General features: G+C 35.4%; 30 protein-coding genes. 21 read left to right on the top strand and 9 right to left on the bottom strand.

The features are described from left to right. Positions 1-29: 29 nt before the first annotated feature. The 5 genes from BQ6100_RS07550 (at position 30) to BQ6100_RS07530 (ending at position 4,143) form a co-directional block, all read left to right on the top strand. On the top strand, positions 30-914 hold the full coding sequence (locus BQ6100_RS07550; RefSeq protein ID WP_075981090.1) for a LysR family transcriptional regulator: 885 nt from the start codon (positions 30-32) through the stop codon (positions 912-914). 70 nt (positions 915-984) lie between these two features. Then, positions 985-1,695 (top strand): 2,3,4,5-tetrahydropyridine-2,6-dicarboxylate N-acetyltransferase, encoded by a 711-nt coding sequence (dapD, locus tag BQ6100_RS07545; RefSeq protein ID WP_075981089.1) that lies wholly within the window; start codon positions 985-987, stop codon positions 1,693-1,695. Between the two features lie 60 nt (positions 1,696-1,755). Next, positions 1,756-2,877: an N-acetyldiaminopimelate deacetylase gene (locus BQ6100_RS07540; RefSeq protein ID WP_075981088.1), complete on the top strand. Its 1,122-nt coding sequence runs from the start codon at positions 1,756-1,758 to the stop codon at positions 2,875-2,877. Between the two features lie 2 nt (positions 2,878-2,879). Continuing rightward, positions 2,880-3,335 carry a TlpA family protein disulfide reductase gene (locus BQ6100_RS07535; protein WP_075981087.1) on the top strand — a complete coding sequence of 152 codons (456 nt, stop codon included), beginning with the start codon at positions 2,880-2,882 and terminating at the stop codon, positions 3,333-3,335. A gap of 148 nt (positions 3,336-3,483) precedes the next feature. Continuing rightward, positions 3,484-4,143: a potassium channel family protein gene (locus BQ6100_RS07530; RefSeq protein ID WP_075981086.1), complete on the top strand. Its 660-nt coding sequence runs from the start codon at positions 3,484-3,486 to the stop codon at positions 4,141-4,143. A 56-nt stretch (positions 4,144-4,199) separates the two neighbouring features. On the opposite strand, the gene rnjA is transcribed toward BQ6100_RS07530, so the two are convergent. The 3 genes from rnjA to def all read right to left on the bottom strand — a co-directional run bounded on the left by rnjA (position 4,200) and on the right by def (position 7,156). Continuing rightward, positions 4,200-5,867, bottom strand: coding sequence for a ribonuclease J1 (gene rnjA, locus BQ6100_RS07525; protein ID WP_075981085.1), 1,668 nt, complete (start codon positions 5,865-5,867; stop codon positions 4,200-4,202). Between the two features lie 3 nt (positions 5,868-5,870). Next, positions 5,871-6,083 (bottom strand): DNA-dependent RNA polymerase subunit epsilon, encoded by a 213-nt coding sequence (locus BQ6100_RS07520; protein WP_075981084.1) that lies wholly within the window; start codon positions 6,081-6,083, stop codon positions 5,871-5,873. Between the two features lie 518 nt (positions 6,084-6,601). After that, positions 6,602-7,156 carry a peptide deformylase gene (def, locus tag BQ6100_RS07515; RefSeq protein WP_075981083.1) on the bottom strand — a complete coding sequence of 185 codons (555 nt, stop codon included), beginning with the start codon at positions 7,154-7,156 and terminating at the stop codon, positions 6,602-6,604. Positions 7,157-7,461: 305 nt separating this feature from the next. Between def and BQ6100_RS07510 the strand changes: the two genes are divergently transcribed. From BQ6100_RS07510 to lpdA, 5 genes are all read left to right on the top strand, one after another. Next, a complete protein-coding gene (locus BQ6100_RS07510; RefSeq protein WP_075983471.1) occupies positions 7,462-8,118 on the top strand; it encodes a YkyA family protein in 657 nt (218 codons plus the stop codon). 570 nt (positions 8,119-8,688) lie between these two features. Then, on the top strand, positions 8,689-9,804 hold the full coding sequence (gene pdhA, locus BQ6100_RS07505) for a pyruvate dehydrogenase (acetyl-transferring) E1 component subunit alpha (RefSeq protein WP_075981082.1): 1,116 nt from the start codon (positions 8,689-8,691) through the stop codon (positions 9,802-9,804). A 3-nt stretch (positions 9,805-9,807) separates the two neighbouring features. Further along, positions 9,808-10,785 carry an alpha-ketoacid dehydrogenase subunit beta gene (locus tag BQ6100_RS07500; RefSeq protein ID WP_075981081.1) on the top strand — a complete coding sequence of 326 codons (978 nt, stop codon included), beginning with the start codon at positions 9,808-9,810 and terminating at the stop codon, positions 10,783-10,785. A gap of 87 nt (positions 10,786-10,872) precedes the next feature. Beyond that, positions 10,873-12,186, top strand: coding sequence for a dihydrolipoamide acetyltransferase family protein (locus BQ6100_RS07495; protein ID WP_075981080.1), 1,314 nt, complete (start codon positions 10,873-10,875; stop codon positions 12,184-12,186). Between the two features lie 3 nt (positions 12,187-12,189). Next, positions 12,190-13,602, top strand: coding sequence for a dihydrolipoyl dehydrogenase (gene lpdA, locus BQ6100_RS07490; protein ID WP_075981079.1), 1,413 nt, complete (start codon positions 12,190-12,192; stop codon positions 13,600-13,602). A gap of 98 nt (positions 13,603-13,700) precedes the next feature. On the opposite strand, the gene BQ6100_RS07485 is transcribed toward lpdA, so the two are convergent. Further along, entirely contained in the window at positions 13,701-14,084 is a 384-nt protein-coding gene (locus tag BQ6100_RS07485) for a hypothetical protein (protein WP_075981078.1), read from the bottom strand. 286 nt (positions 14,085-14,370) lie between these two features. Between BQ6100_RS07485 and BQ6100_RS07480 the strand changes: the two genes are divergently transcribed. Further along, the gene (locus tag BQ6100_RS07480) at positions 14,371-14,610 is read left to right on the top strand and encodes a hypothetical protein (protein WP_075981077.1); all 240 of its coding nucleotides are present in this window, start codon (positions 14,371-14,373) and stop codon (positions 14,608-14,610) included. A 93-nt stretch (positions 14,611-14,703) separates the two neighbouring features. Here the strand turns inward: BQ6100_RS07480 and BQ6100_RS07475 are convergent, their stop codons facing one another. Beyond that, positions 14,704-15,138, bottom strand: a complete 435-nt coding sequence (locus BQ6100_RS07475) for a DUF1885 family protein (protein ID WP_075981076.1) — start codon at positions 15,136-15,138, stop codon at positions 14,704-14,706. Between the two features lie 213 nt (positions 15,139-15,351). Between BQ6100_RS07475 and BQ6100_RS07470 the strand changes: the two genes are divergently transcribed. Together BQ6100_RS07470 and BQ6100_RS07465 are read left to right on the top strand one after the other, a co-directional pair. After that, on the top strand, positions 15,352-15,651 hold the full coding sequence (locus BQ6100_RS07470) for a DUF3055 domain-containing protein (RefSeq protein ID WP_075981075.1): 300 nt from the start codon (positions 15,352-15,354) through the stop codon (positions 15,649-15,651). A gap of 236 nt (positions 15,652-15,887) precedes the next feature. Then, positions 15,888-16,013 carry a GapA-binding peptide SR1P gene (locus tag BQ6100_RS07465; RefSeq protein ID WP_075981074.1) on the top strand — a complete coding sequence of 42 codons (126 nt, stop codon included), beginning with the start codon at positions 15,888-15,890 and terminating at the stop codon, positions 16,011-16,013. A 225-nt stretch (positions 16,014-16,238) separates the two neighbouring features. Here the strand turns inward: BQ6100_RS07465 and BQ6100_RS07460 are convergent, their stop codons facing one another. Next, on the bottom strand, positions 16,239-17,708 hold the full coding sequence (locus BQ6100_RS07460; protein ID WP_075981073.1) for an aminotransferase class I/II-fold pyridoxal phosphate-dependent enzyme: 1,470 nt from the start codon (positions 17,706-17,708) through the stop codon (positions 16,239-16,241). Between the two features lie 184 nt (positions 17,709-17,892). Between BQ6100_RS07460 and BQ6100_RS07455 the strand changes: the two genes are divergently transcribed. Both BQ6100_RS07455 and BQ6100_RS07450 read left to right on the top strand, forming a co-directional pair. Then, entirely contained in the window at positions 17,893-18,852 is a 960-nt protein-coding gene (locus tag BQ6100_RS07455) for an NAD(P)H-dependent flavin oxidoreductase (RefSeq protein WP_075981072.1), read from the top strand. Between the two features lie 49 nt (positions 18,853-18,901). Next, positions 18,902-19,177 (top strand): UPF0223 family protein, encoded by a 276-nt coding sequence (locus tag BQ6100_RS07450; protein WP_075981071.1) that lies wholly within the window; start codon positions 18,902-18,904, stop codon positions 19,175-19,177. Positions 19,178-19,246: 69 nt separating this feature from the next. Here the strand turns inward: BQ6100_RS07450 and BQ6100_RS07445 are convergent, their stop codons facing one another. Further along, complete coding sequence (locus tag BQ6100_RS07445) at positions 19,247-19,876, bottom strand: YktB family protein (RefSeq protein WP_075981070.1); 630 nt, start codon at positions 19,874-19,876, stop codon at positions 19,247-19,249. A 192-nt stretch (positions 19,877-20,068) separates the two neighbouring features. Between BQ6100_RS07445 and BQ6100_RS07440 the strand changes: the two genes are divergently transcribed. Further along, entirely contained in the window at positions 20,069-20,263 is a 195-nt protein-coding gene (locus tag BQ6100_RS07440; protein ID WP_075981069.1) for a hypothetical protein, read from the top strand. Positions 20,264-20,488: 225 nt separating this feature from the next. Further along, entirely contained in the window at positions 20,489-21,289 is an 801-nt protein-coding gene (locus BQ6100_RS07435; RefSeq protein WP_075981068.1) for an inositol monophosphatase family protein, read from the top strand. 43 nt (positions 21,290-21,332) lie between these two features. Here the strand turns inward: BQ6100_RS07435 and BQ6100_RS07430 are convergent, their stop codons facing one another. Beyond that, entirely contained in the window at positions 21,333-21,518 is a 186-nt protein-coding gene (locus tag BQ6100_RS07430) for a YlaF family protein (protein ID WP_075981067.1), read from the bottom strand. A 216-nt stretch (positions 21,519-21,734) separates the two neighbouring features. On the opposite strand from BQ6100_RS07430, the gene typA reads away from it, so the two are divergent. The 3 genes from typA (at position 21,735) to BQ6100_RS07415 (ending at position 24,510) form a co-directional block, all read left to right on the top strand. Then, positions 21,735-23,573 (top strand): translational GTPase TypA, encoded by a 1,839-nt coding sequence (gene typA / locus BQ6100_RS07425; RefSeq protein ID WP_075981066.1) that lies wholly within the window; start codon positions 21,735-21,737, stop codon positions 23,571-23,573. 321 nt (positions 23,574-23,894) lie between these two features. Continuing rightward, positions 23,895-24,200 (top strand): YlaH-like family protein, encoded by a 306-nt coding sequence (locus tag BQ6100_RS07420; protein ID WP_075981065.1) that lies wholly within the window; start codon positions 23,895-23,897, stop codon positions 24,198-24,200. 19 nt (positions 24,201-24,219) lie between these two features. Continuing rightward, complete coding sequence (locus BQ6100_RS07415; protein WP_075981064.1) at positions 24,220-24,510, top strand: hypothetical protein; 291 nt, start codon at positions 24,220-24,222, stop codon at positions 24,508-24,510. Between the two features lie 126 nt (positions 24,511-24,636). On the opposite strand, the gene BQ6100_RS07410 is transcribed toward BQ6100_RS07415, so the two are convergent. Further along, positions 24,637-24,837, bottom strand: a complete 201-nt coding sequence (locus BQ6100_RS07410; protein ID WP_075981063.1) for a YlaI family protein — start codon at positions 24,835-24,837, stop codon at positions 24,637-24,639. 146 nt (positions 24,838-24,983) lie between these two features. Here BQ6100_RS07410 and BQ6100_RS07405 point away from each other — a divergent pair, with 146 nt between their 5' ends. Beyond that, positions 24,984-25,460, top strand: coding sequence for a pyridoxamine 5'-phosphate oxidase family protein (locus BQ6100_RS07405; protein WP_075981062.1), 477 nt, complete (start codon positions 24,984-24,986; stop codon positions 25,458-25,460). The last annotated feature ends 48 nt before the right edge of the window (positions 25,461-25,508 follow it).

Here is a 25,508-nt window from a genome sequence, read left to right as displayed (position 1 = left end):
GAACACAAAAAGATAATGAGGGAATCCTTTTGACAACACTTTCTGAATTTCAATTATTATCCATATTGGCATCAGAGATGAATATGAGAAAGGCTGCAGAACGATTATTCGTTTCACAGCCTGCTTTGTCTCAACGCTTACAAACGATTGAGAAGGAATGGGGTACAAAACTATTTGTTCGTTCCCAAAAAGGACTATCATTAACTCCTGCAGGTGAAATTGTCATTGAATTTGTCAATGATGTTCTACAAAAAGAGGAAAGAGTTAGGGAGTCCATTTCAGCATTAAACTCTGAGGTTCATGGTACCTTAAAGATTGCTGTTGCCTCGATTGTTGGTCAAAATTGGCTGCCACAGGTTTTAAAAAAGTATGTCAATCGCTATCCACAAGCGAAAATATCCTTGATTACCGGTTGGAGTAGTGAAATCTTGAGACACCTGTATGATGACCAAGTCCATATTGGAATCATTAGAGGTACACCAGATTGGAAGGGTGTAAAAATTCATCTTTTTAAAGATAGTCTCTATTTGGTAGACAAAGAAATTACAAAACCTGAACAAATACTAGATACCGATCGACCCTTTATTCAGTTTAAGAGTGATTCTAATTACTACCAGGAAATCCAGGAATGGTGGCATCGGCATTTTCAAAATTCACCGAAGCGAACCATTATAGTTGATCAAATCGAAACCTGCAAGCAGATGGCCTTTAATGGAATTGGTTATGCTATTTTACCAGCCATCACGCTAATGTCTGGGGAGCAAAACATATATAAGATTCCTCTGCTAGATGAATTTAAGCAACCGTTAAGTCGCGATACATGGCTTCTAGGATATGAATCAGCCTTTCAACTAAAACAAGTCCAAGCTTTTGTTGAGCTGATAAAAGAGCATATCAAGGAAGAAGGAAAATAGTTTTTTCTTGTTTTCGACACTTTTGTTTGTTAAAGTAATTCTAACAATATACATAATAGGAGGCTCGTCTATGAAAATGATGGATGCAAATGAAATTATTTCTTTTATTCAGAATAGTACAAAAACAACACCTGTAAAGGTATATATTAAAGGTCAACTAGAAGGTATTAACTTTGGTAGTACTTCAAAGGCTTTTGTTACAGGAACCACAGGGATTGTCTTTGGGGACTGGGCTGAAATAAAAGTTGCCTTGGAGGAAAATAAAGATAAAATTGAAGACTATGTGGTGGAAAATGATCGCCGCAATTCTGCGATTCCACTTTTAGATATGAAAAATATTAAAGCTCGTATTGAACCTGGTGCTATCATTCGTGACCATGTTGAGATCGGTGATAATGCTGTTATTATGATGGGGGCTTCCATTAATATAGGGGCAGTAATTGGCGAAGGAACAATGATTGATATGAATGTTGTTCTTGGAGGCCGTGCAACAGTAGGGAAAAACTGTCATATTGGTGCCGGTACGGTCCTTGCAGGTGTAGTTGAACCGCCATCAGCAAAGCCAGTAATCGTTGAAGACGATGTGGTTATTGGTGCCAATGCTGTCGTTCTAGAAGGCGTAACCGTTGGGAAGGGAGCAGTTGTAGCAGCTGGAGCAGTTGTTATAGAGGATGTTCCTCCATATACTGTGGTTGCAGGAACACCAGCTCGAGTAATTAAACAAATTGATGAGAAGACAAAATCCAAAACAGAAATTAAACAAGAATTGCGTCAACTATAGTAGTAAAAGATGAGCGTGGAAAACCTTTCCGCGCTTTTTCAAATAGGAAAGGGAGAGCATATGAATCCATTTGTAAAAATTCGACGTGAGCTACATTTAATTCCCGAGCTAGGGTTTCAAGAATATAAAACACAGGCCTATTTGCTTTCTTACTTAAAGGAATTGTCTCAGGATCGTCTAGAGATAAAGACATGGAAAACAGGAATCTTTGTTAAAATTAGAGGCTTAAATCCTACAAAAACAATTGGTTATAGAACAGATATTGATGGTTTACCAATCCCTGAGGAAACAGAATTACCTTTTCGTTCTACCCATTTGGAGCAAATGCATGCTTGTGGTCATGACTTTCACATGAGTATCGCTTTAGGAGTACTTACCCATTTTGTGAACCATCCGATTAATGATAATCTCCTTTTTATTTTTCAACCCGCTGAAGAAGGTCCTGGTGGAGCCGAACCGATGCTAAAAACAGAGATTATGAACGAATGGAAGCCTGATATGATATTTGCTCTGCATATAGCCCCAGAGTATCCTGTAGGAACCATTGCCATTAAAGAGGGATTACTGTTTGCGAATACATCAGAGCTCTATATAGACCTTAAAGGATTAGGAGGTCATGCAGCATACCCACATCTATCAAATGATATGATTGTTGCTGCCTGTTCCCTTGTTTCACAGCTTCAAACAATCATTGCAAGAAATATCGATCCTCTTGACAGTGCTGTTGTCACCATTGGAAAAATAACTGGAGGTACAGTACAAAATATCATTGCGGAAAAGGCAAGACTGGAGGGAACCATTCGGACACTATCGGTTGATTCCATGAAAAAGGTTAAACAAAGGATTGAGGCTTTGGTAAGAGGGATAGAGATTGCATATGATTGTAAGGCGGAAATTGATTATGGCTGTAAATATCATCAGGTTTATAATGAGAAAAACCTCACAAGTGATTTTATGAGATTCTTAAAGGAAGAGACGAATATTAACCTAATCCAATGTAGAGAAGCAATGACAGGCGAGGATTTCGGATATATGCTTGCTGAAATACCTGGTTTTATGTTTTGGCTTGGTGTTGATTCTGAATATGGACTACACCACGCAAAATTAAATCCTAAAGAGGATGCAATTGATGTGGCCATCAAAACGATAACAAAGTATATTCAGTTTAAAGGGAATGAATAATCATGAAATTGAGAGAACCAATGCCGGAATTAACCGGATCTACCTTATGGATCAATGGGGAGGTTACAAAAGATCAACTTGTTGGTGAAAAACCGACACTACTCCATTTCTGGTCCGTTAGCTGTCATTTATGTAAAGCATACATGTCTAATATAAATAATTTAAGAGACCAATATAAGGGTAAATTAAATGTTGTGGCTGTTCATATGCCACGTTCAGAAGATGATTTAGATGAGGGTCTTATTAAGCTTACAGCTGAAAAAGAGGGAATTACACAACCTATATTAGTTGATGGTGAACATAAATTGAGTGATACAATGGATAATCGATGCGTCCCTGCTTATTATGTTTTCGATAAGGATGGTGTGTTACGTCACTTTCAGGTTGGCAGTGGTGGAATAAAAATGCTTGAAAGGCGTGTTATCCGATTAATAAATGAAGCTGAGAACGTTGAATAAAAACTAGTATAGTTTATCTTTAAAGGTGTCTGGTATCTTAAAAATGCCATTCACCTTTATTTTGTTGAATGATATTATTTCTTTTCTTTTTAACTTATTATGCTAAAATGAGTACATATTTGATTAAGTACTATCCGGAGGAATCATCGTGAAAAAAGAATTTGCTGTCATTGGATTAGGTCGATTTGGGGGGAGTATATGCCGTACACTTTCAGAGCAGGGTATGGAGGTTATGGCTATAGATACAAACGAGGATCGGGTAAATGAGTATTCCATGATTGCTTCACATGCTGTTGTAGGAGATGCAACAGATGAATCAGTAATCAAAAGCCTTGGAATTCGCAATTTTGATCATGTCATTGTTGCAATTGGTGATAATATTCAAGCAAGTATTTTAACGACTATTATCTTAAAGGAATTAGGAGTTAAAAATATAACTGTTAAGGCACAAAATGATTATCATGAAAAAGTATTAAGAAAAATTGGGGCAGATCATGTTGTTCACCCCGAAAGGGACATGGGACGAAGGATCGCTAATAATATTATCTCAAATAATGTCTTAGACTATTTGGAGCTTTCTGACGAACACAGTATTGTTGAGATTGTTGCAAGGGGAAAGCTTGCAGGACACACAATTATTGATTTGGATATTCGTGCCAAGTATGGAATCAATATCGTTGCGATTAAAAGAAACAACGACATAATCGTCTCTCCACAAGCAAATGAAACGATTGAAGAAGATGACATTCTAATTGTAATTGGAGCAGACAATGACATTAATCGATTTGAAAAGAAGGTCATGGCCTAAACAGACTAAAAATTGATACACAAAAAGCACCAAACTTAGCGGTTTGGTGCTTTTGTTCAAACTTCCATAATAATAGGTAAAATCATAGGTCGACGCTTTGTTTTTTCATATAGGAAAGGTGCCAAGGTTTCTGTTATTTCATTTTTTATTTCAGACCACTGGGTAGTCTTTCGTTCCATAACCTTGCTAAGATGCTTAGTTATTAAACTTTGAGCGTCATTAATTAAATCTCCAGATTCTCTCATATAAACAAAACCTCTGGAAATTAAATCAGGTCCAGCAGCAATCTTAAAGTCATTCATATTGATGCTCACTACCACAACCACTAGCCCTTCTTCAGAAAGAATGCGGCGGTCCCTCAGTACTATATTTCCAATATCACCGACACCATTACCATCGATATAAACGGAGCCTGAAGGAATTTTTCCAGCTACTTGTGCACTATCTTCTGATAACGCTAAAACTTCACCGTTATCCATAATAAAACAATTTTCCTCATTGACTCCACAATCAATAGCAAGCTTAGAATGCATTAGCTGCATTCGATATTCTCCATGTATAGGCATGAAAAATTTAGGCTTGATTAATCGAAGCATCAATTTTTGTTCTTCCTGACCACCATGACCAGATGTATGAATATTATTTAATTTTCCATGGATTACATCTGCTCCAGCTTTAAAAAGCATATTAATCGTTCTAGAAACACTAATTGTATTTCCTGGAATAGGAGAAGAAGAAAATACAACTGTATCACCAGGATTAATCTGTATTTGTCTATGCGTTCCATTGGCGATTCTCGATAATGCAGCCATTGGCTCTCCTTGGCTTCCAGTACAGAGGATAGTGACTTGATTTGCAGGTAATCGATTGATCTGCTGAGCATCAATAAAAGTATCCTTAGGTGCACGAATATAGCCTAGTTCAAGACCGATTTCGATTGCAGCTTCCATACTGCGTCCAAATACGGCAACTTTTCTTCCATTCATCACAGCAGCTTCTGTAACTTGTTGAAGCCGGTGGATATTGGATGCAAAGGTTGCAAATATGACACGGCCATCCACCTTACGAAAAATATCATGAATACTTTCGCCAACACGACGTTCTGACATAGTAAAATCAGGAACCTCACTATTTGTACTATCCGATAATAAGCATAGGACTCCTTCTTTACCTATTTCAGCCATTTTGGTTAAATTAGCTGGTTCACCGACAGGGGTGAAATCAAATTTAAAATCACCGGTATGAACGATTTGTCCTGGAGGAGTTTTGACAACAATTCCATAAGAATCAGGAATGCTATGGGTTGTTCTAAAAAAAGTGACAGAGGTTTTGCGGAATTTGATGATGTCATCTTCTTTAATTTCGTAAAGCTTAGCTTGTCTTAATAAACCGTGTTCTTCTAATTTGTTACGTATTAAACCTAATGCGAGCTTCCCGCCGTATATTGGTACATTGATTTGACGAAGAAGATAAGGAATTCCTCCAATATGGTCTTCATGACCATGAGTAACAAATAATCCCTTTATTTTATCCTCATTTTTGACAAGGTAGGAATAATCAGGTATGACATAATCTATGCCGAGCAGTTCATCTTCAGGGAATTTTATTCCGGCATCTATCAAGATGATTTCATCTTGAAACTGCACGCCATAAGTATTTTTACCGATTTCCCCTAGTCCTCCTAGAGCAAATACAGCAGTTTGATCATTTTTTACAAATTTCATACGTTATCCAATCTCCAATACTTTGAATTCTTCCTTTTGTTTTTCATATTCTAAGAATGCTCCTTTAACTTCGGTAACAAACTCAATATTAAATGGTTTGTTTGCCAATTTTGTTCGAACGTCACGTTCAGATTCTGCTTCAATAAATAACGTTTTCGTATTTTCACGTACAGGTATTTCTGTTTTAGTCTCTTGATAAAAAACTTTAAAAATCATGATTTATTCGCTCCTTATTCCGTATAACTTTTTCTATTATATATAAAAATAACACTTATTTCATTTTTTTTCATTTATTATTGAAAATTCTCCTCAATTAGAAGTAAGTGGTAAGAAGTATATATGTATTGAGATGTTAGAAGGAAGAAGCCCTTCGAAAAATGAAGGGCTTTAATATTATGCAATTGATTTTTTTCTAAGCAAATCTCTCCACTGTTTTAGAAGCTTTTTTTTAAGGTTCTTTAACATAGTGGAACATCTCCTTACTCTAATTTTATACGATACTTGTCCAAAGTAAAAGCCTGATTTTTAATAAGCCTTTTTCTTTTATTTTACTACTATTATATGATAAAATAGATATTTTTCTCATGGTTAAAGATGGAATAATCATTTTATTTTTAATGAGTACACAAAAAAACTAACAATCTGTCCTATAAAGAAGAAATTAGATTGTTAGCTTTTTGAATTTTTCTTCTGTTTTGCCCGATATTGAGCATTCTAGGTATGACGTTTATGGATTATCTTTCAACAGGTATTGCATTTTCCACTGGTTTAAATGGATCATCTTTATTAATGTGGTCATAGAACATAATTCCGTTTAAATGATCAATTTCATGCTGGAAACAGATGGCTGCTATACCCTTTAATCGTAATTTGACCTCTTTTCCTTCCAAATCTACCCCTTTGATGGTTACTCTCGCGTGTCTCGGAACATAACCGGGAATCGCTTCATCGACTGATAAACATCCTTCTCCAGAGGTTAAATAAGCACGTTCTACTGAGTGACTTACAATTTTAGGATTGAATAGTGCGTAACTGATTAAGTTGTCTTTTTCATCCTGTAAATGAACGGCAATCATTCTCTTTGAAACATTAATTTGTGGTGCTGCTAATCCAATTCCAGGACGCAAGCCGTATTCCTCTGCTATCTTGGGATCTTGACTATTTTTTACAAATTCAAGGAGACTATTTAAAATATCTCTATCCTCAGAAGAAGCAGGGAGAGGTACCTCTTTAGCTATTTGACGAAGGGTTGGGTGTCCATCCCGTACGATATCTTCCATTGTTAACATGTTTGTTAATCCCTCCAGTGAGTACTAAGATTAAAACTTACAATATGCCAATATTTCAATTAATTGACATTAAGTTTACAGGCAATCTTTCCCTAATAACGATTATTACTTCAGGTATTAAAATAAGTCTAACAGAACCAAAGGATTTTGTTAATATTTCATCATATTTCAAGTGAATTAAACATACTATTCTAAAAAGGACAAGCTTTGAACACGATTCAATTTCTACTTCCATTTTATATTGTCAAATATGTCGATAATCGCTATAGTAAATATCGTATTAGTAAGGGGGAGAAGGCGTGTCAATGTTGAGAAATAAACATCTAATTCTGATGTTTGTGAGTAGTGTATTCTTATTAACAGGGTGCTTTGGTCAATCACCTGAAGAAAAAATTTATGAGGTTTTAGAATTAGTTGCAACAGCTGAAAAAACCTTTGAAGAACAGCAGGATCCTCTAGTTCAATTGGAAAAAGATGAAAAGGTTCTATATGATAAAATTATTTCAATTGGAAAGAAAGACCAGGAACAGATAAATCAACTATCCGATACTGCGTTAGATAATATAGAAAAAAGAAAAAATCTCATGCAAAAAGAACAAGAGAGTATGGACAGCTCTGAAAAAGAATTTAAGAAGGCTGAGAAATTAATTGATGATATTAAGAATGATCAAGCGAAAAAAGAAGTAGAAAAGCTTCAAGATATTATGCAAGACCGGTATAAAACCCATGATTCATTATATGAGAACTACAATCGGGGCTTGGAATATGATCAACAGCTTTATCTTTTATTAAAAAATAAAGCAACGAATATCAATCAACTTGAGGATCAAATCGTTAAGATTAATAAAACCTATGGAAAAGTAATTAAAAATAAAGAAGATTTCAATCGATTAACAAAAAAATATAATGAAACTAAGCTATTATTTTATAAACAAGCAGAATTAAATATTAAAACGAATTAGAAAAGAATCGGCTATAAATAGTAGCCGATTTTTTTATTTCTCTAAGAATTATTTAAAGAAAGAATATTTGAAATGGGGAAAGGTTAATTGACTCGTAATCTAAGGAAAGACCAAAGAATAATTATGTTTTTGGTATAATTATTATTTAATTATCTTTATTATAACAGCTAGGATTATTGTGTTATTTTTATATAACAGTTTAATATAAAATGTGAAACAGATAACATAAAATCAATATTACATCTTCATAGTGAAAAACGTAAGAAACTTAAAACAATATATTTGACGGGATAAAAATCGTATTGTAAACTGATGATGTAAACAATTGGTGTGTTACATTAGTATTTTTTAAAATAGTGATACAGATTACTTTCCTGTGATATATTCTATGGACCTACGATTAATGACGAAAAGTATGAATCCAATAATCTACTCGAAATGCATTACATATAGAAGAACAACGGGAAATAATTATTTTATGTAGTTACTAACTACTTGATAGTTTGGGTATCCTATTTTTGTATTTACTTATTAATTATTATTTTTTATTAAGAAAGGATAGGTGTTTACATGGCTTCTGAAACAAAGAAGGCATTTTTAAATGCTGAAGATCAGTTTGGAATAATAGAAGATCAATTTAAAACCCTACAGATCTTAGATGAAGAAGGAAATGTAGTTAATGAAGCTGCAATGCCTGATTTAAGTGATGAACAACTTCAAGAATTAATGCGCCGAATGGTATACACAAGAATATTAGATCAACGTTCAATATCATTAAATAGACAAGGAAGATTGGGTTTCTATGCTCCTACTGCTGGTCAAGAGGCGTCTCAACTAGCTTCTCAATTCGCACTAGAAAAGGAGGATTTCATTCTTCCGGGTTATCGTGATGTACCACAAATGGTATGGCACGGACTACCGCTTTCTCAAGCATTCTTATGGTCTCGTGGACATTTCCAAGGTGGAAAGATTCCTGAAGGCGTCAATGTTATTGCTCCACAAATTATTATTGGTGCACAATATGTCCAAACAGCTGGAGTTGCATTAGGAATGAAAAAGCGCGGTGCCAACTCAGTTGCAATTACTTATACAGGTGATGGCGGTACTTCACAAGGTGATTTCTATGAAGGAATAAACTTTGCAGGTGCTTATAAGGCTCCAGCGATTTTTATTGTTCAAAATAACCAGTTTGCGATTTCGACTCCTCGTGAGAAGCAAACTGCAGCAAAGACACTAGCACAGAAGGCAGTTGCAGCAGGTATTCCAGGAATCCAGGTGGATGGTATGGACCCATTGGCTGTCTATACTGCTGTGAAGGAAGCTCGTGAACGTGCGATTAATGGGGAAGGTCCAACACTCATAGAAACAATAACATACCGTTATGGCCCACATACAATGGCTGGTGATGACCCTACAAGATATCGTACCTCTGATCTTGATAATGAGTGGGAGAAAAAGGATCCGCTTGTTCGTTTCCGTCATTTCCTTCAGAAGAAGGGACTTTGGAACGAAGAAATGGAAAGTGAAACAATAGAAAAGGCAAAAGAAGATATTAAGGTGGCTATAAAGGAAGCGGATAATGCTCCTAAACAAAAAGTTACTGATTTAATGTCAATTATGTATGAGGAAATGCCTCATAACTTAAAGGAACAATATGAAATTTATAAAGAGAAGGAGTCGAAGTAGGCCATGGCGCAAATGACAATGATTCAAGCAATCACGGACGCTTTACGTACAGAACTACGAAATGATCCGAATGTGTTAGTTTTTGGAGAAGACGTAGGAGTGAACGGCGGGGTTTTCCGTGCAACGGAAGGTCTTCAAAAGGAATTCGGTGAAGATCGTGTTTTTGACACACCACTTGCTGAATCTGGTATTGGTGGTTTAGCTGTCGGTCTCTCTTTACAGGGCTTCCGTTCTGTTCCAGAAATTCAGTTTTTCGGTTTTGTATATGAAGTAATGGATTCTATTTCTGGTCAATTAGCACGTATGCGCTACCGTTCTGGAGGTCGTTACAGCGCACCTGTAACAATTCGTTCTCCTTTTGGAGGAGGAGTTCATACTCCTGAAATGCATGCGGACAGTTTAGAAGGATTAATGGCTCAACAACCAGGATTGAAGGTTGTTATTCCATCAACACCTTACGATGCAAAAGGACTATTAATCTCTGCTATTCGTGATAATGATCCTGTTATTTTTCTAGAACATATGAAACTATATCGTTCTTTCCGTCAAGAGGTACCTGAAGAAGAATACACCATTCCATTAGGTAAAGCTGAGATTAAACGTGAAGGAACGGATTTAACAATTGTCACTTACGGGGCCATGGTACATGAATCTTTAAAAGCGGCTGAAGAGCTTGAAAAAGAAGGTCATTCAGTTGAGGTGATCGATTTAAGAACAGTTAGCCCAATAGATATTGATACAATTATTTCTTCGGTAGAAAAAACAGGCCGAGCTATGGTTGTTCAAGAAGCACAAAAGCAAGCAGGAGTAGCGGCAAATGTGGTTGCTGAAATAAACGATCGTGCAATTTTGAGTCTGGAAGCTCCAGTATTACGTGTAGCTGGTCCGGATACTGTCTTTCCTTTCCCACAAGCTGAAGGGGTATGGCTTCCTAACTTCAAAGATATTATCGAAACTGCGAAAAAGATACTTGAATTTTAATATGAAAATATTAGAGGGGCGTTTTAACCCCCTTTTATACTTAAATTGACTCTAATACAGATTGCATAAATAGGAGGGTGAATTCCATTGGCATTTCAATTTAAATTGCCTGATATCGGTGAAGGTATCCATGAAGGTGAAATTGTTAAATGGTTTGTAAAATCGGGTGATAAGGTTCAAGAAGACGATATTTTATGTGAGGTTCAAAATGATAAGGCAGTAGTAGAAATACCCTCACCTGTGGAAGGTACAGTACTAGAAGTACTAGTTGATGAGGGTACAGTTGCCACTGTTGGTCAGGTTCTTATCACATTTGACGCACCGGGTTATGAAGATTTAAAATTTAAAGGTGAAGAAGATGATGAGACATCGAAGGAGCAACCAAAAGAACAAACTCCAGTAGAAAACACTGCTCAAGAGGAAGCAACTGCACCGGTGGCAAATGGTCAAAATCCTGAGCCGGTTGATCCTGATCGACGTGTGATTGCTATGCCTTCAGTTAGGAAATATGCGCGTGAAAAAGGTGTTGAAATACGAAATGTTGCTGGAACAGGGAAAAATGGACGAGTATTAAAAACTGATATTGATGCATTCCTAACAGGTGGTTCACAAGTAGCGACAGAAGCACCTGCCAAAGCTGAGGAAACTGCTGAGATAGCTGAAACAAATGCTGCGGCTCAACCAATTCCAGCTGGAGAATATCCAGAAACTCGTGAAAAAATGAGTGGTATCCGTAAGGCTATTGCCAAAGCAATGGTAAATTCAAAACATACAGCTCCACATGTAACCTTGATGGATGAGGTTGATGTAACTAAGTTGGTTGCTCATCGGAAGAAATTTAAAGAGGTAGCTGCTAATAAGGGCATTAAGCTTACATTCTTACCATATGTGGTAAAAGCTTTAACCAGTGCATTACGTGAATTCCCTGCTTTGAATACATCCATTGATGATGCGTCTAGTGAGATTATTCATAAGCATTATTTCAATATTGGGATTGCCGCTGACACTGAAAAAGGTCTTTTAGTCCCTGTTGTGAAGGATGCAGATCGTAAATCTGTGTTTAATATTTCAAATGAAATAAATGAGTTAGCAACCAAAGCGCGTGAAGGTAAATTGGCACCAAATGAAATGAAAGGTGCTTCTTGTACGATTACAAATATCGGATCAGCTGGAGGTCAGTGGTTTACGCCGGTTATCAATCATCCTGAAGTAGCTATTTTAGGAATTGGTCGAATTGCCGAGAAACCGATTGTAAGAGACGGAGAAATTGTTGCAGCCCCTGTCCTTGCATTGTCATTAAGCTTTGATCATCGAATTATTGATGGAGCAACTGCTCAACATGCTCTTAACCATATTAAGCGTTTGTTGAACGATCCAGAATTATTGTTAATGGAGGCGTAATAAATGGTAGTAGGAGATTTCCCAATTGAAACTGATACTCTTGTTCTAGGTGCAGGACCTGGTGGTTATGTAGCTGCTATACGTGCAGCACAATTAGGACAAAAAGTAACTATTGTAGAAAAAGAAAATCTTGGTGGCGTTTGTTTAAATGTTGGTTGTATTCCATCAAAGGCTTTGATATCAGCTGGGCATCGTTATGAGCATGCTTTACATTCTGAATCAATGGGGATTACCGCTGAAAATGTAAAGGTTGATTTTACTAAGGTTCAAGAGTGGAAAGCTAGCGTTGTGAAAAAGTTAACTGGCGGTGTCGAAGGATTACTAAAGGGGAACAAGGTTGATATCGTTCGTGGAGAAGGTTATTTCGTTGATGCTAATAATATCCGTGTAATGACTGAGAATTCAGCACAGACTTATACATTTAAGAATGTGATTATTGCAACAGGTTCACGCCCAATAGAGCTTCCTACATTTAAATATTCAAAACGAGTATTGAACTCAACTGGAGCATTAAGTCTGCCTGAAATCCCTAAAAAAATAGTCATCATTGGTGGCGGAGTTATTGGGGTTGAGCTAGGAACTGCTTATGCGAATTTCGGTACTGAAATTGTTATTCTTGAAGGAAGCGATGAGCTTTTTGCGGGTGCATTTGAAAAACAAATGTCATCAATCGTTTCTCGTAACCTGAAGAAAAAGGGTGCAGAAATTGTTACGAAAGCAATGGCTAAGGGTGTCGTTGAAAAAGAAGATGGCGTTCTAGTAACCTATGAAGCAAAAGGAGAAGAAAAGTCCATTGAAGCTGACTATGTTCTTGTAACGGTAGGTCGACGTCCAAATACCGATGAAATTGGACTTGAACAGGTCGGAGTTGAATTAACAGACCGTGGTCTTATTCAGATTGATAAACAATGCCGTACCAATATTCCAAATGTGTATGCAATTGGTGATATTGTTGCTGGACCACAGCTAGCACATAAAGCTTCCTATGAAGCAAAAATCGCTGCAGAAGCCATCTCTGGGCACCCAGCAGAAATTGATTATCTCGGTATTCCTGCGGTTGTATTCTCAGATCCTGAGCTTGCAACTGTCGGATATACGGAAAAACAAGCAAAAGAAGAAGGAATAAGTGTTGTTGCAGCTAAATTCCCATTTGCAGCTAATGGACGTGCATTAGCATTAGATAGTACAGATGGATTTGTAAAGATTGTTACTCGTCAAGATGACAACTTAGTCATTGGTGCTCAGATAGCAGGACCAAGTGCTTCAGATATGATTGCTGAATTAGGTCTGGCAATTGAGGCAGGAATGACTGCTGAAGATTTAGCAATGACCATCCATGCTCATCCAACATTGGGTGAAATTACAATGGAAGCAGCTGAGGTTGCATTAGGAACTCCTATTCATATCGTAAAATAATATGAAAATAAGGCATTCCAATAAGGTGAATAGTACCTTACGGGAATGCCTCTTTTTATGTAAATAAAGAAATACTTTTTTTATCAATTTGAAATTGTTCAATATAATTCTTTTGATAATGCATTTTTAATAGGTTTTATGATTTTTTCTTTAGAAATTTGTCCATCTACACTTGTTAAAACCTTGTTTTGATATACAACAACTATTGCAGGGCATTCCTTTACATCGTATTCGTCTAAGTATTCTTTTGCGTCATCAGAAGAAATAATCAACATATTATTTACTTCATTAGGGAATTGTTTTTTCAATTCAATAATTGCATCATAATAGGATGCTTCATCATCAAAGTTTGTTTCCTTTGAAAAAAATAGTATTTGCTTAATATTATTATCAATGACAATTTCATCTGTTGTTTTTTCATCTGTGAAAAGGATGGATAAATAGATGAATAATGCAACTACTAGTACTAGCAATCCTTTCATAATAGGTTCCCCGCTTTTTATATAAATACTACTTATCCGAACTTAGCCTCATTTTTCATCATATTTTAACATAAGATGAATTATAAATATTTCATTTAATCTAAATGTTACATAAATGATAAGTTTTGTTATATTGTGGGGAATCAAGTAGTATTTTACCGGTTGTCTGTTAGTATCAAAGTTGTTTATGAATTATTAAATAATAGATTTCACATTTCATACATACATTGATATTCTTTTTTTCATCCTAGTAAGGAAATGTAATTATAGACATAGGTGGTGTGAAATGAAGAGCTACACTGTAATACTAATTCAATTGATTATTTGGAGTGGTTATAATTTAATGGAGTGGCTATCCAAACGAGATCAGCCTATTTATAATATCTTGATGTTTCTAATCTTTTTCTATCTTGCTATTATGATTAGTAATACGATTATTAGATCGACTAAAAAAACCTTTGTTCTTACGTTTTTAAGTTTAATCATCTACAGCTCATTTCATCTCACCTTAGTCTATATGAATTAGGGATTGAAATATGGAGTTATCTAATGACAAAAAATAGGCAGTCCCCTTTGAAGTCTGGCACATTTACTTGGGGCTGCCCTTGGTTGATTTAACTTACTTTCGAGGGTAGTAATACATAATTCTACTGTTAAATAAATGTAATTCACCCTTAAGTTTTTTTCCTAGAAACTTGCAGAATTCGGTCGCTTTCCCTTTATCTCCATAGGTTGACGTAGGGGGGAGGGTGACTTGAATAACTGTTTGTTCACTCTTTGTACCATCCCCTTCTATTTTTTCATTATTCACAATCCCTACTAGGATAGCGTGATAGCGGTCCTGGTTGGAATAAAGGTATAACCAATCACCCTTTTCGCCAGTCTTTTCTTCGATTTCATATGGAAAAGCTGCTGCATCATAGTTCCAACCAACCTGTTTACCGGTTTTAGCAGTTATTTCTTTATAATATAGAAAAAGATTCTTTAGTTCCTCTTTAGAAATACTCTCTTTTGCAGAAGCGGGAACTAATTTTATATAGGCATTATTAGTCATTCTCCATCCTCCCGTGTGAAAAAAATTTTCCCAACGATTTCCCTTGATCATGTATATTCTAGCATTGTTTAAAATCTTTAGACAATATAAATACATATAAACCAAATGGGAAAAGAGTACTATGTGTTATTTTGAAATAAATAGTGCTTGAAAAAATCGGGAATATCAATTATAATAAAATTCTAAATATTTAAACATCGAAGGAGGAAATATATGGAGCTATTTAACAAATTGTATGATGAATTTGAAAATGCTAATGTTCGCTTTGTTGGTTTTACCACCGAGAATACAAGATATGACTTCGGAATTATTTTCACCAATATGTTTTTCGGAAAACCTCTAGTTGTTTGCATGCAAACTGGCCGCTCATCTCTCCTCGACCCTAAAGACCTCGATGATGTCGATTATATCAAGAGAGCATTTCATATCCAAGATGAACAGCAGGCTATAGAATTAATAGAGTTCTTTTCATCCGCTTTACCAAGCATTCCATTCCACACTCAGTATGAATAAAGACACTGAAGAAAACCAGCAAGGATTTTCCTTTCTGGTTTTTTATGTGTAAAATATGTCATACTATTTTTCAAACAAAGTGAAATTGGTGAATAAAATATAAAAATCGATAATAAAAAATTAAATGTGTTATACAATTTAGGCTTGAAATTTTAAAAGTGTTATATTATTATTTAAATAAATAATATTTAAAACGCTTTCTTAATGAAAAATTACTTATGAAAAGGGGATTAATAATGGGAACAATCGTGTGCCAAAATTGTGATTCAACAATCGCTTATTTTGAAGATGAAAAGGTAACTGTTTTATATTCAAAATGTGATTGTCCAAATTGCAAGGAAAAACATCATCACGAAAAATAGGTTTTAGGAAATGGGGAAGTACTTTCCGATTGTTTGAAGGTAATTAGTATAGAAAAATAGTATATATATTTCGATTTTATTAGACCTATTCATAATGGATGGGCCTATTTTTATTTTACATACATTTTTCAAATGGCTGTGTTAAAGCTCATTGTTGAAATAGAAAAAAAGAAGCAGATATCAAAATTCAATATCTGCTTCTTGAAATAGTAGTAATAATTATTTTTATTTTATTGCCCGATGTTCCTTTATTACTCTTAACATACTTAAATCATAATCCTCTGGACCTTGGACTGGTAATCCAGCTTCCATATTCTTTTTAATGTAAACAAGATTATCCTCTGTAATAATCTCTCCTGGAATAAAAATAGGGATTCCAGGTGGGTAGACCATAATGAATTCAGCAATAATTCTTCCTTCGGATTCATCGAAAGGTACTAGCTCTGTCTCAGCATAAAATGCATCTCGAGGGCTCAAAGCTAATACTGGAATTTCTGGTAATAGGACGGATGTATGGATCTTTTCAGCTACATCCTTTCTTTCATCAGATAAATGCTTTAAAGCTTTAATTAATGTTTCTGCCTCTTCCTTTGTATCCCCTGGAGTTATGATGCAGAGAATGTTATATAAATCCGACATTTCTACTTCGATGTTATAATGTTCCCTTAACCATCTTTCTACATCAAAGCCATTTAAGCCAAGATCTTTCACTGATATGATTAATTTGGTTGGATCATAATCAAATGCTGATTGTGATTTCAAAATTTCTTCCCCAACACAATAAAGATGATCAATTGTATTGACTTGTTTTCGTATATACTGTGCTAAATTAATTGTACGGTCAATCAATTCTTTTCCTTCAGTGGCTAACCTTTTTCTAGCCACATCTAAGGAAGCTAATAAAAGGTAGGAAGTGGAAGTCGTGGTTAACATACTTAAAATGGATTGAACCCGTTTAACCGAGACAAGCCCTTTCTTTACATTTAAGATGGAGCTTTGGGTCATTGAACCACCAAGCTTATGGACACTTGTTGCAGCCATGTCAGCTCCAGCCTGCATAGCGGATAATGGTAAATCCTCATGAAAATGAATATGAACCCCGTGTGCCTCATCAACTAGTACAGGAATATTATGAGAATGTGCAAGTTCCACGATTTTCTTTAAATCGGCAGAAATTCCAAAATACGTAGGATTAATCACTAACAGTCCTTTGGCATCGGGGTGTTGTTCTAATGCCTTTTCTACAGATTGAATTGTAATTCCATGTGATATCCCAAGGTTTTTATCTACTTCAGGGTGAATAAAAATGGGGATTGCCCCGGAAAAAACAATCGCTGACATAACGGATTTATGAACGTTTCTAGGTACAATAATTTTGTCTCCAGGTCCACAAACAGCCATGACCATAGCCATTATGGCTCCGCTAGTTCCCTGTACAGAGAAAAAGGTATGATCCGCCCCAAAGGCTTCAGCGGCTAAATCCTGTGCTTCTTTTATCATCCCTTTTGGCTGATGAAGATCATCAAGTGGTCCAATATTGATTAAATCAATTGATAGAGCATTATCACCAATAAACTCTCGAAAATCAGGGTCAATTCCTGCTCCTTTTTTATGCCCGGGTATATGAAATTGAACAGGATTTTTTTTTGCATGGTTAAGTAAGCCGCTAAATAACGGTGTTTCATTTTGTAACAATTCTGCTCCACACCTCTTCAAAATAATATCTAAAAAAAATAAAACAAATGCATTATAGCATTATTCATTTTCTTTGCCTAGTGATTTTCTTCATGTCACATTATAGATAGTTTTAGGAATCAAGAGGAAAATAAAACATAAAAGTAGAACTAAATAAAAATATCGTTTTTAGGGAGGGGAGAAAATGAATTGGGAGACAAGAATAACGGATATACTCCAAATTCAATATCCGATCATTCAAGGTGGTTTAGCCTATTTAGCATACTCCGAATTAGCTGCTGCGGTATCTAATGCAGGTGGATTAGGGCAAATAACAGCTATGTCATTAGAAACTCCGGAGGATTTAAGAGCAGAAATACAAAAGGTGAGGGAGCTAACAGATAAACCCTTTGGAGTGAATTTTGCTATTGGCCAACATGGAAGAAAATATTCCCATTTTTTAGATGTTGCCATTGAGGAAGAGGTTCCTGTTATTTCAATGACAGGTGGAAATCCTGCACCCATTTTTGATCAATTAAAGGGAACCAATATTAAAAAGCTAGTATTGGTAGCTGCTAGAAGACAAGCGGAAAAGGCAGAACAATTAGGTGCCGATGCAGTTATGGTTGTGGGACAAGAAGGTGGTGGGCATTTAGGGAGGAATGATACAGGGACCTTCGTATTAATTCCACAGGTTGTAGATGCGGTAAATATCCCAGTAATAGCCTCAGGAGGGATAGGAGATGGCAGAGGCTTAATGGCTGCATTAAGCCTAGGTGCAGAAGGAATTGAAATGGGAACCAGATTTATCGCTACAAAAGAATGTGTCCATGCTTCTGATCGATATAAGGAACAATTAGTAAACGGGACAGAAAATGATACAGTGGTCATCAAAAGAAGCCTTGGTGCTCCTGCAAGGGCAATAAGCAATTCATGGACGGAAAAGATTATGAATATCGAGAAAAATAATGGAGGATACGAGGAGCTTAAGGATTTTATTAGTGGTGAGGCTAATAAAAGATATATTTATGAAGGAAAAATGGATGAGGGATTTGCCTGGGCCGGACAGGTTATGGGCCTTATTAAAGATGTACCAACCGTTAAAGAGCTTATAGATCAGATGATTAATGATGGGGAAAAGATTCGTAATAGATGGAAAGTATAGTATTTAATGATAAGAAAATTCAACAGGAATAACATAATGAGGTGATTTAGTGGAATATCAATATCCAATAGAACCGGACTGGTCCACAGAAGAAATAATTGATGTGATTAAATTTTTTGAAAATGTTGAAAGGGCTTATGAAAGCGGTGTTGACCGTGATTCTTTATTAGAAATTTATCGAAGATTTAAGGAAATTGTACCGAGTAAAGCAGAAGAAAAAAGAATATGTGGTGAATTTGAAGAAATCAGTGGATATTCCTGCTATCATACGGTGAAAAAGGTAAAAGAATCAAGCTCAGGTGAAAAAATTAAAATGAAAAAATAATGTTTTTGAAGAGGTTGACATATAATGGATATACACCCTAAAATTTATAGGTTGTCAACCTCTTACCAACTACTCTTCAGTTAACATGGTATATAAAGGAGCTAAATGTTGGAAAACAGCATCTATCTTATCAAGAAATGCCTTTCCAGATAACCCAATTGCCTCCTCTTTTGTTAAATGATAACCACATAGTATTTCAGCCTTTTTTACACTTTGCAATCTTTCAAACATTGAGAGTAAATCTTCCTTAGAAAGTTCGCCATGCTTGATTGCCTCAGGTTTTGTATGGTCCATAGACCAAACATAATCCTTTGGAATATCTTTATGAATCTTCGAAGTATTCGCTTCAAATATTGTTCCGTATTTTTCTTTCATAGGTGCCTCATAGATAATGGCAAACCAAATAAAAATATGGGTTTCCCATAATCCTATCTGAAAATGGGGCAGCATTTTATATCCCCTTCGGTTATTCGCAAAAGCAACCCATGTATCTTTTGGTGGATTGACTGTTCTTCGCGCATGTTTAGCAACATGTGCAATCATTTCATCACCAGTCAGTACTGAAAGTGTAGGAGCAAAATATGTACCAAATTCCTCAAGCTTTGGTCGAATTTGCTTATTTATTGCATCCATCCTAGCTTCTAAACCATCTATATTAAATACATCAAAATCTGATTGAGTAAATCCGGTAAATGTCATCGTTATCCCCCTCTCCATTTTGTCAAATATTGTAGCATAATCAGATAAAAAAGAAAAAAATAAGACATCCATTAAAACATGAAACCTGCTAGGTTATCGCACAAATTTGTTGCAACAACAACCTGAAACTCATAATATAAAGCATAAGTAGTTAAAATAGTCTGAAAATTAACGAAAGGAGTGCCTCGGTATATGAAACAAGTAGTTAATTCATTAAAAATGGAGAAGAAAGAGAAGGAAAGAAGAGCCGTTTTACGCCTAGAATTAGATTACGAATTAGCAACCTTATTTGATGCGATACAGGAAAATAATGAAGATCAAAAAAATCTTAGCAAGCAAAAATTAATTAAAATCAGGCAGGAATTATTAAGGCTTAAGGCTTTATAAGTACAAACATAAGGATAGGGAAAATGAAAACTTTGATTATTATTTATACATTACGTTTGGAATAACAAGCGGACTCTTATCGAAATGGTGAGGGTTCGTTTTTTGTTTTTCATGAAATATAGCGCGATTAACTTGAAGGGATTAATAAAATCCTATAAGCTTAAAATAAAACTAGTACTAATTACCATTCAATTTTGATCTAGATTTGTGAAGGAAGTTGATTTTATGGTGGATTGGAAAAAAATCGATACTTACGCTAAAAGTTGGATAAGAGAAGCTGGAGAAGAGATTAGACATTCGTTTAATCATACATTGGATATTGAGACAAAGTCCAATCGAAATGACCTTGTAACCAATATTGACAAGCAAACAGAACAATTTTTTATCGAGAAAATCAAGAAAGTATTCCCCGACCATAAAATTCTTGGTGAAGAAGGATTTGGAGACGAATTTGACTCACTTCATGGTATCATATGGATTATCGATCCAATTGATGGAACAATGAATTTCATCCATCAACAAAGGAACTTTGCGATTTCTATTGGAATTTATAAGGATGGAATTGGATATATTGGGTTAATTTACGATGTTGTAAATGATGAGCTATATCATGCCATAAAGGGAGAAGGGGCCTATTTAAACAATCGGAAACTTCACCCACTAAAGGAAACAAAGGTAGCAGAAGCCATTATTGCTTTAAACGTTACTTGGGTTATTAAAAATAATAGGATTGATCCCTCTATTTTAACGCGATTAGCTCTTGATGTACGTGGTACCCGTTCTTACGGTTCTGCTGCCATTGAATTAGCTAGCATTGCAGCAGGAAGAATAGATGCTTATTTTACGTTAAGACTTTCTCCTTGGGATTTTGCTGCAGGACTTGTTCTCCTTGAAGAAGTTGGTGGATTAGTAACGACATTAAACGGAGAGCCGCTTAATTTGTTGGAGCAAAATTCTATTTTTGCTTCCAAACCAGGTCTGCATCAGGAGATAATGGAGAAATATTTACATAATGGGGACTGGTAAAAAAAGATTGGGATGATATATCCCAATTTTTTTTTAGTCTTTATTATAGTTTTCCACTTTCTCTCATTTTTTTCTTCAATGAAAAACCAAAGCCCATGACAAGAATTAAACAGAAGAGGGTAATAAAAATACCTGGAGCATTTCTTTGTCCAATTGCAATTCCAGTACCCATCATACATGCAGCAGCAGCGATTGCAAATAATAAAAAGAGCCACTTAACTTTTTTCAAAACAACCCATCCCTTTAACGTTTTTTAGTAATTGAAAATTACTTGAAAGAATCTTTTATGTTTTATGTAAATTTCTGCTGTCAAAAAGCTTTTCTTATCATTTTACACAAAAAGCTTTTTGTTTTCTATAGGAAAGTGATATAATACTTTAGTTGTGAAAAGAACGTTAATTATGTATTCATGATATTAATGAATTTATTATAGGAGTGAACGTACTTGAAATTAAGAGAAGATATTCGAAATATCGCCATTATTGCCCACGTTGACCACGGGAAAACTACTTTGGTCGATCAATTATTAAAACAAGCTGGGACCTTTCGTTCAAATGAACATGTGGAAGAGCGGGCGATGGATTCAAACGATTTGGAAAGAGAACGCGGGATTACCATCTTAGCTAAAAACACTGCTATTCAATATAAGGATAAGAAAATTAATATCCTTGATACACCAGGACATGCTGATTTTGGTGGAGAAGTTGAACGGATTATGAAAATGGTTGATGGTGTTCTTTTAGTTGTAGATGCTTACGAAGGCTGTATGCCACAAACTCGTTTCGTTCTAAAAAAAGCATTAGAACAAAATTTAACACCGATTGTCGTTGTAAACAAAATTGATAGGGATTTTGCTCGTCCAGAAGAGGTTATTGATGAGGTAATTGACCTATTTATTGAGTTAGATGCAACGGAAGAACAACTTGAATTTCCTGTGATTTATGCTTCTGCGATTAATGGTACGGCTAGTACGAATCCTCAAAAACAGGATGAAAACATGGAAGCACTTTATGAAGCAATTATTGAGAACATTCCTGCTCCAATAGATAATCGAGAAGAACCATTACAGTTCCAAGTAGCATTATTAGATTATAATGATTATGTTGGAAGAATTGGAATCGGTAGAGTATTCCGTGGAACTATGAGGGTAGGACAACAGGTTGCATTAATGAAGCTTGATGGGTCAGTTAAGCAGTTCCGAGTGACAAAAATCTTTGGTTTCTTTGGATTAAAGCGACAAGAAATTCAAGAAGCTATTGCAGGGGATTTGATTGCCGTATCGGGAATGGAAGATATAAATGTGGGTGAAACAGTTTGTCCCATCGAGCATCAAGATGCACTACCTGTTCTTAGAATTGATGAACCAACACTACAAATGACCTTCTTAGTCAACAACAGTCCATTCGCTGGAAGAGAAGGGAAGTTTATCACATCACGTAAAATTGAAGAAAGACTGCGTTCTCAATTACAAACTGATGTCAGCCTTCGTGTAGAAAATACAGATTCACCAGACGCATGGATCGTCTCTGGTCGTGGAGAGCTCCATCTGTCCATCTTAATTGAAAATATGCGTAGAGAAGGCTATGAGCTTCAAGTTTCTAAGCCAGAAGTTATTGTAAAAGAAGTAGATGGTGTTCGATGTGAGCCTGTTGAACGTGTTCAAATTGATATTCCTGAGGAGCATACTGGTGCGGTTATGGAATCAATTGGTGCTCGTAAAGGTGAAATGTTGGATATGATTAATAATGGTTCTGGTCAAGTAAGATTAATCTTTATGGTACCAGCTCGTGGATTAATTGGATATACAACCGAATTCCTAACGTTAACTCGCGGATATGGAATCATTAACCATACTTTTGATAGTTATCAACCAATGGCAGTAGGACAAGTTGGTGGAAGAAGACAAGGTGTACTAGTTTCCATGGAAACTGGAAAGACCTCTACTTATGGAATAATGCAGGTCGAAGATAGAGGAACAATCTTTGTTGAAGCTGGAACGGAAATTTACGAAGGAATGATCGTCGGGGAGCATAATCGCGAAAACGATATTACTGTAAATATAACCAAGGTTAAGCAACAGACTAACGTCCGTTCAGCAACGAAAGACCAAACTGCGACGATGAAAAAACCACGAATCATGTCTCTTGAGGAGTCATTAGAATACTTAAATGAAGATGAATACTGTGAGGTTACACCAGATTCCATTCGTTTACGTAAAAAAATCCTCGATAAGAGCGAACGTGAAAGAGTAGCTAAGAAGAAAAAATACGCTGAAATGAATTAATTAATAATGAAAAATGAAACAGACTCAAAAGGTCGTAAAACACGATTCTTTTGAGTCTGTTTTTTGTTTTGTGTAATTTTAGAAGGAATATTTCATTATTTTTAGTTCATATAACAAAAAGTAAGCCAAGCAATAGAAGGATGAGGATCTTTTTGATATAATATTTTAAAATCTCTATTTATTTTTGTATAGAGTGTGTATTTTAAATTTAATAAAAATCTATTATTCAATTTACGATACATAAGTTTTGCCATATTCGTGAGTATTTCGGGAAATGTAGAAAAACAAACAAACGTTTTAAATAGGGAGTGCATAAGGGACATGGATGTTGGTTCGAGACTATCATTTTTTGCAGCGTTATTTCAAGTAGAACAAAATCCAGAAGTAGGCATGTGGCTTTTGTATCTAACCATCTTAGCTCTTTCCATTTTGGTCTATAATCTAGGATTTGCACAAAAACTGCCAGTATTAAAATCTGTAATCATTTATATTTTTCTTGCTTTAGGCAGCACAATTCTTTCATTCCTTGGTATATTTTTACCTGTTGCTGAAGGGTTAGTGCTTGCAGCCGTCATTCTTATTATATATAAAATTCGACTTCGCTATCATCAAAAGCATGCGGGTTAATCAGGATTAGGGGGAAGAAATGAAATCCTTACAAGACGCTATTTATAATTGGCTTACCATTAAAGTTGTAACGAATGAAAGGCCGGATGATTCAGCTGCAGTTGAAACAGAGAGACTATTTTATGAAATATTGATTGCTGAATTTGGATTAACGAATATTGAAATAATAATGGATGAGGAAATGTATTTCGTGAAGTATAGTCAAAATGGAAAATCAGATAACAAACGTTTTCCGCGTGAGTTAATTGATGTCATGTTAAATCAAATTAACCAAGAACCAGATAAATATGTAAATTATCCAGATGAGTAAAGTTAAATATTAAAAAAGAAATACATATGTCCAAAAACCGCTTTTTCAAAATATGGTACCTCATATCATCAATGGGGGACTTTTTTCAAAGCGGTTTTTGATTAATGGAAAATGGCAGATTACGACCTACCATTCATCCTCTTCTACTCTAGGTCGGTATAACTGAAATTTACCAGTAGCCTTTCTTTCATTTGTTTTCTCTGTAATTCTTTCTTCGCAGGGCTTGCACATATATGTGTGAATTGGACGATTTCGTAACCTTTTTGCTTGGAATGAATAATCTTCTATTGTTTCAATTTTATCGCAGAGAACACATTTAACTCTCATTTACACACCTCAACTATAAAAAAATCAATACTACTAGAGAATAGTATAACACGAAAGCTCTGAAGATTCTTTAAGCCCTATCATACTAAATTGCTGATTTCTTTATTTTGTAGTAAAATAATGGAAAAATCAAAGGAGGATTTGTTATGCCGAATCGGATAGAACCCAAATTAATTACACCATTGTATGAAATATTACAAAAAGAGCATTTTTGTACCATAGCAACGGTGGATTATGAAACGAATGGTCCAAATGTGAACTCTATTTCTTGGGTTTTTGCTTGTGACGACATGACTCTTCTTTTTGCTGTCGACAATAGATCAAGAATTGTTTTAAATATTAAACATAATGAAAAGATTGTTCTTCATTTGATTGCTAATGAATCGACCTATTCTATTAGTGGGGACGCAGTGATTAAGGTCGAAAAGATTGATGGAATTCCAATAAAGCTTGCCTTGATTGAAATGAAAATCAATGAAGTACGGGATGTTATGTTTTACGGTTCAAAGATTTCAGTTGAGCCAAAATATGATAAGACATATGATAAAGTTGCAGCTGAGAGGCTTGATAAACAAGTGATGAATGCATTAAAAAGGGAAGCTCAAATGGATCGTAAAGAATAATGTGAATTAGAATGTGAAGAAAAGCTTAGGTGTTTCTAAGCTTTTTTG

Source organism: Bacillus massilinigeriensis (assembly GCF_900117315.1).
Taxonomy (GTDB): Bacteria; Bacillota; Bacilli; order Bacillales; family Cytobacillaceae; genus Bacillus_BE; species Bacillus_BE massilionigeriensis.
The sequence above is the reverse complement of the archived record's forward strand: the minus strand, read 5'-3'. Positions and strand labels throughout refer to the sequence as shown.

Excerpts from the sequence above, each read along its gene's own strand:
- lpdA (WP_075981079.1), top strand. The coding sequence starts at position 12,190 with ATGGTAGTAGGAGATTTCCCAATTGAAACTGATACTCTTGTTCTAGGT.
- BQ6100_RS07500 (WP_075981081.1), top strand. The coding sequence starts at position 9,808 with ATGGCGCAAATGACAATGATTCAAGCAATCACGGACGCTTTACGTACA.
- BQ6100_RS07420 (WP_075981065.1), top strand. The coding sequence starts at position 23,895 with ATGGATGTTGGTTCGAGACTATCATTTTTTGCAGCGTTATTTCAAGTA.
- BQ6100_RS07440 (WP_075981069.1), top strand. The coding sequence starts at position 20,069 with ATGAAACAAGTAGTTAATTCATTAAAAATGGAGAAGAAAGAGAAGGAA.
- def (WP_075981083.1), bottom strand. The coding sequence starts at position 7,156 with ATGTTAACAATGGAAGATATCGTACGGGATGGACACCCAACCCTTCGT.
- BQ6100_RS07485 (WP_075981078.1), bottom strand. The coding sequence starts at position 14,084 with ATGAAAGGATTGCTAGTACTAGTAGTTGCATTATTCATCTATTTATCC.
- BQ6100_RS07435 (WP_075981068.1), top strand. The coding sequence starts at position 20,489 with ATGGTGGATTGGAAAAAAATCGATACTTACGCTAAAAGTTGGATAAGA.
- dapD (WP_075981089.1), top strand. The coding sequence starts at position 985 with ATGAAAATGATGGATGCAAATGAAATTATTTCTTTTATTCAGAATAGT.
- BQ6100_RS07470 (WP_075981075.1), top strand. The coding sequence starts at position 15,352 with ATGGAGCTATTTAACAAATTGTATGATGAATTTGAAAATGCTAATGTT.
- BQ6100_RS07520 (WP_075981084.1), bottom strand. The coding sequence starts at position 6,083 with ATGATTTTTAAAGTTTTTTATCAAGAGACTAAAACAGAAATACCTGTA.
- BQ6100_RS07455 (WP_075981072.1), top strand. The coding sequence starts at position 17,893 with ATGAATTGGGAGACAAGAATAACGGATATACTCCAAATTCAATATCCG.
- BQ6100_RS07415 (WP_075981064.1), top strand. The coding sequence starts at position 24,220 with ATGAAATCCTTACAAGACGCTATTTATAATTGGCTTACCATTAAAGTT.
- BQ6100_RS07540 (WP_075981088.1), top strand. The coding sequence starts at position 1,756 with ATGAATCCATTTGTAAAAATTCGACGTGAGCTACATTTAATTCCCGAG.
- rnjA (WP_075981085.1), bottom strand. The coding sequence starts at position 5,867 with ATGAAATTTGTAAAAAATGATCAAACTGCTGTATTTGCTCTAGGAGGA.
- BQ6100_RS07405 (WP_075981062.1), top strand. The coding sequence starts at position 24,984 with ATGCCGAATCGGATAGAACCCAAATTAATTACACCATTGTATGAAATA.
- BQ6100_RS07465 (WP_075981074.1), top strand. The coding sequence starts at position 15,888 with ATGGGAACAATCGTGTGCCAAAATTGTGATTCAACAATCGCTTATTTT.
- BQ6100_RS07445 (WP_075981070.1), bottom strand. The coding sequence starts at position 19,876 with ATGACATTTACCGGATTTACTCAATCAGATTTTGATGTATTTAATATA.
- pdhA (WP_075981082.1), top strand. The coding sequence starts at position 8,689 with ATGGCTTCTGAAACAAAGAAGGCATTTTTAAATGCTGAAGATCAGTTT.
- BQ6100_RS07510 (WP_075983471.1), top strand. The coding sequence starts at position 7,462 with ATGTTGAGAAATAAACATCTAATTCTGATGTTTGTGAGTAGTGTATTC.
- BQ6100_RS07410 (WP_075981063.1), bottom strand. The coding sequence starts at position 24,837 with ATGAGAGTTAAATGTGTTCTCTGCGATAAAATTGAAACAATAGAAGAT.
- BQ6100_RS07475 (WP_075981076.1), bottom strand. The coding sequence starts at position 15,138 with ATGACTAATAATGCCTATATAAAATTAGTTCCCGCTTCTGCAAAAGAG.
- BQ6100_RS07535 (WP_075981087.1), top strand. The coding sequence starts at position 2,880 with ATGAAATTGAGAGAACCAATGCCGGAATTAACCGGATCTACCTTATGG.
- BQ6100_RS07480 (WP_075981077.1), top strand. The coding sequence starts at position 14,371 with ATGAAGAGCTACACTGTAATACTAATTCAATTGATTATTTGGAGTGGT.